Source organism: Desulfolutivibrio sp. (assembly GCF_036584575.1).
In the GTDB taxonomy this organism is placed as follows: Bacteria; Desulfobacterota; Desulfovibrionia; order Desulfovibrionales; family Desulfovibrionaceae; genus Desulfolutivibrio.
The window spans coordinates 1-3,004 of record NZ_JAZHDB010000160.1; the positions used below are offsets into that span (position 1 = coordinate 1).

The 3,004-nt window shown below is 63.4% G+C and carries 2 protein-coding genes; one reads left to right on the forward strand and one right to left on the reverse strand.

Going from position 1 to position 3,004, the window contains the following annotated elements; genetic code table 11:
- Positions 1-799, forward strand: a 799-nt coding sequence (locus tag V3572_RS11685) for a hypothetical protein (protein ID WP_332111173.1), incomplete at its 5' end; no start/stop codon positions are given.
- Positions 800-836: 37 nt separating this feature from the next.
- Here V3572_RS11685 and V3572_RS11690 read toward each other — a convergent pair.
- A partial coding sequence (locus V3572_RS11690) for a tetratricopeptide repeat protein (RefSeq protein ID WP_332111174.1) occupies positions 837-3,004 on the reverse strand: 2,168 nt, incomplete at its 5' end.

Consider the following 3,004-nt stretch of genomic DNA (forward strand, 5'->3'; position numbering starts at 1 on the left):
CATGCTGCGCGAGGGAATGGAATGGCTGCTCACTCCGGCTGGTTGGGCGGCGCGGGGGCTGGGGCTTGTGGGCGAGACCGTGGCCATGGGCGCGCGGCATCGGCGATGCCGGGAGGCCTGGGCGCCGCATTTGCGAAAAAGCCGCGAGGCGATGCTTGAAGCGGCGCGGCTATGTCCGGGGCGAGGCACGGTTGTGGTCTGCGGCTCGGGGTATTGCTTCGATGTGCCGGTGCGGCGGTTGGCTAAGATGTTTGAGCGGGTGGTGCTGGCGGACGCGGTGCATCCGTTGCGGGTGCGGTGGGAGGTTCGGGGGCGACGCAACGTGCGGTTGGTGGAGGCGGATTTGACGGGTCTTTTGCAAGAAACCGGAAGGTGGCGCCAGGGCATGGACGTGAAGACGATCAGGCCGGTTGCGCCGGGGGTGCTTAAGGAGCTTTATCCGGATCTGACGCTCTCGGCGAATGTGTTGTCGCAATTGCCCTTGCCGGTGAAGGCGCGGCTGATGAAACTGGGATGCCGCGGGGAAGAGGCGGCGCAGGTCTGCCGCCGGATCGTGGCGGCGCACCTGGACTGGCTTGGCGGGTTGCCGGGCGTGCGATGCCTGGTCACGGACACGGTGAGCCGGGACATGGATGGAACCGAGGTCTTGGAGGAGACGGATCTGCTGTACGGGGCATCGCTTCCGCCCGGCGGCGAGACCTGGGCATGGTCCCTGGCCCCCCGCCCCGAGGTATCCCGACGCTTCGACCGGATACGGCAGGTGACGGCGGTGACCTGGCCTGCCCGGCCAATTCCATGACGGATGGCCGTAAACATCACGCCGGAGAGGCCGGGGATCAATTGTTCCTGGTCAAGGCGTCGACGCGGTCCTCCAAGGCCCTGGCGGAAAGCTCCGAGGCGGCCATGCGGCCATAGAGGGAGTTCGGCATGGCGTCGCGCATCTGTTCCAGGGTGGCGCGCCATTTGTCCGTTTCGCCCATCTCGCGGTAGATGGCGGCCATGCGGAAGCGGTTGGCGGCGCTGTCCGGTCCGTTTTCGGGCAGGGTCTTGCCATACTGCTCGGCATAATCCAGGGCCTGGGGGTACTGTCCGAGGCCTTTGGCGGCGTCCACCAGCATGTTCAGGCAATCCACGACCTTGTCCGGATCGAGATTGTTTTCCCGCAGCAGGGCCATGGCCTCCTGGGCGAACACCAGGGTCTTTTCCGGATCATTTTTGGCCTTGGCCTCCTTGGCCTGATAATACATGGCGATGGCCCGGCGCGGGGCAGGCAGGCTGAAATCCGCGGCCAGCCGGGCCCACAAGGGGCGACTACGGGCCGTGTCGCCCAGATGCTCCAAGGCCTGGGCGGCGGCGAATTCCAGACGTTGGCGCTGGTCCATGTTGAACTTCCAGCCGCGCACCTTGTCCACCAGGTTCAAAATCTCCCGCCAGGCATCCCCTTCCTGATAGATGTGCAAGGCCAGAAGCAGGGCGTTGACCCCGGGTTCGGTCTGTGTCGGCTGCACAAAGGGCAGCGCCAGCCGCAGGCTCTCCCCGGGATTCCCGGTGCGCAGAAAGCTCAGGGCCGCAGCCAGTTGCCCCTTGTCGGAGATGATGGAGCGGTGCTTTTCCAGGAGAGGGTGCTCCCGCCACAGTTCCGCGATCTGGGCGTATTGCTGGTTGCGCAGCATGGGTTCGACCATGCGGTCGAAGGCCGTGGCCGCCACCTCCCCGGCCCGTTGCGACAGGGGATTGTTCGGGAACATCTTCTCAAAGGTCGTCGCCGACTCCAGGGCCTGGAGGTGGCGATCCTTGTACAACTGCCACATGGCCAGTTTGAGCTGGGCCAGCGGGGCCAGGGGGCTTTTGGGGTGGTCGCGCACAATCTGGGCATAGATGGCCTCGGGTCCGCCCTGCACGGGCTTGTCGAAGGCCGAAAACATGTCGCTGATGCTCGGGTCGTCGTACACGCCGCGCTCGGCCAGCCGCATCTTGGAGATCAGGCCGCCCTCCTTGTCCGGGAACCGGGACACGGCCAGCTCATAAAATTCCATGGCCTCCCTGGCCTTGCCCAGGTGGGAGGCGATATCGCCCAGCCGGGCCAGAATCAGGTCCGACCCTTCGGCGTTGGGATCGATGTTGTAGGAGGTCAGATAGTAGTCTTTTGACCTCTTGAAGTCGTCAAGCCTATAAGCGATCTCCCCATTGATACGCAATAGTGGCGGAAATTCCGTATAGTATCTGGGCCATCGTTTTTCGATGTAGTCTGCAATCTGCCAGGCTTCCTTGTATTGCCCGAGACGAACCAGGGATTTCGCCATGCCCATGGACGCCTCGCGCACAAAGCGGCTCTCCGGATACCGCTGGATGAGTTCCTGATATTCCTTGGCCGCCTTCTGAAAATCGCCTTTTTCGAAATAATGCTCTCCCCAGTAGAAATGGATCAAAGGGATGTTTTCGTCATTGGGATAGCGCTTGCGCAGGATGTTGAAATAGGCCGTGGCCTCCGGGATGTTTCCGGCCTTGAGGTTGAGCATGCCGAGCACCAAAAGGGCCCCGGGGATGTGGCTCGATTTGGCGTTGTAGTTCAGGGCCTCCTGAAAGGCCCCCTGGATGGCGTCGAAATGGGCCAGGGGATCTTTTTTGCTGACGTCGTAGAGGGTTTCGGCCAGGGCGTAGAGGGTTTCCTCGCGCTGTTCGCGGGTCAGCGTGTTGCGCTCCTTGAGCACCTTAAGCATCGTCAGGGCCTCTTCGTTTTCCCCGACAAGCCGCTTGGCCTGGGCGGCCATGAGCATGCCGTCGTTCTCGGACTCGGCCTGAGCCTGCTCCAGGGGCGGCTCCTCCGTAGGCGGTTCCGCCGCCGGTTCCGTTGCCGGTCGCCCGGGTTCTCCGGAGGCCGGGGAACCGGCAGGTGCAGTCGGCGCGGCCGGCGCGGCCGGTTCGGCCTGCTCAGCCACGGGAACTGGTGTGGTGGATATATGGAAATCACGACAGCGACTATTTGGATTACTTTGAGCATCAT